General features: G+C 69.1%; 1 protein-coding gene. It reads left to right on the plus strand.

Annotation, left to right across the window (positions count from 1 at the left end; translation table 11 throughout):
• Nucleotides 1–17: 17 nt before the first annotated feature.
• Nucleotides 18–1598, plus strand: a 1581-nt coding sequence (locus ACZ5WG_RS40785) for a non-ribosomal peptide synthetase (RefSeq protein ID WP_468729702.1), incomplete at its 3' end; no start/stop codon positions are given.

The following is a 1598-nucleotide window of genomic DNA, read 5'->3' on the forward strand; positions in this document are numbered from 1 at the left end:
GGCTGCAGCGTGAGCAGGTGGAGTTGCTGGAGCATCACTATCTGGGGCTTTCCCGGATTCAGGAGCTTGCCGGTATCGGCGAACTCTTCGACACCTCGATGATTTTCGAGAACTATCCCCTGGACAGTGCCGAGTTCGCCCAGGCCGTCGCTCGAACCGGCCTCGAATTCGCCGGCACACAGTCACGCGAAGCCGCCCACTACCCCCTGACCCTCATCGCCTACCCGGGCGAACGGCTGTGCCTGTTCCTGGACCACCAGCCCGACCTCTTCGACCGCGCAGCGACCGAAGCCGTCATGGGTCGGCTCGTCAAGGTCCTCGAAGCCATCGCAACCACCCCCGACATCCCCGTCGGACGCATCGACCTCCTCACCGAGGCCGAACACGCACAGCTCGACCAGTGGCAGGGAACCGCACTCGTCCAGGACACGCCCACCATCGGCGACCTCTTCCGCCGGCAGGCCGCACGCACACCTGAGGCAGCCGCCGTCCTCAGCGACGAGCAGACGCTGACCTACGCCGAACTCGACGCGGCGTCCGACCAGCTCGCGCACCTCCTCGTCACCCACGGCGCCGGCCCCGAGCGTCGGGTCGCCGTGCTGCTGCCCCGCTCCGTCGACCAGGTCGTCGCCGTCCTCGCCATCGCCAAGTCCGGCGCCGCCTACGTGCCGGTCGACCCCGGCTACCCCGCGGACCGCATCGCCTTCATGCTGGAAGACGCCCGTCCCGAACTGGTGCTGAGCACCTCGTCCGCCATCGAGCGCATCCTCCTGCCCGCCGACGTGCACACCGTACTGATCGACGCGTTCTCGCACTCCGAACTCCTGGCGCCGGAAGCGCACTCCCTGCCGAAGGTCCTGCCCGACAACGCGGCGTACGTGATGTACACCTCCGGCTCCACCGGCCGGCCCAAGGGCGTGGTCATCACGCACCGCGACGTGGCGGCCCTGGCCTCCGACGACCGGTTCGCCTCCGGGCACGAACGCGTACTGATGCACGCCGCGCCGACCTTCGATGCCTCCACCTACGAACTGTGGGTGCCGCTGCTCGGCGGCGGCAGCGTCGTCGTCGCACCGCCCGGCGACCTGGAACCGACCGTGCTCCGCTCGGTCATCGCCCGCCACGACGTCACGGCCCTGCTCCTGACGGCCGGCCTCTTCCGCGTCGTCGCTGCCGAGGATCCGGGCTGCCTCGCCGGACTGCGCGAGGTCTGGGCCGGCGGAGACGTGGTCTCGGCCGAGGCCGCCCGCAGCGTACTCGCCACCTGCCCCGGAATCGTGATCGTCGACGCCTACGGGCCGACCGAGATCACCGTTTGCGCGACGACCTCCCGGGTGGAGGACCCCGACCAGGTGACCTCAACGGTACCCATCGGCGGTCCCGTGGCGGACACCGCTGTCTACGTGCTGGACGGTGGCCTGTGTCCGGTTGCGGTGGGGGTTGCGGGTGAGCTGTATGTGGCGGGTGCTGGTCTGGCGCGCGGGTATCTGAACCGTCCTGCTCTGTCGGCTGAGCGTTTTGTGGCTGACCCGTTCACTGTTTCTGGTGGTGGGCGGATGTATCGCACGGGTGATGTGGTGCGGTGGCGTGTGGATGGG

This window comes from Streptomyces sp. NPDC032745, from assembly GCF_055579465.1.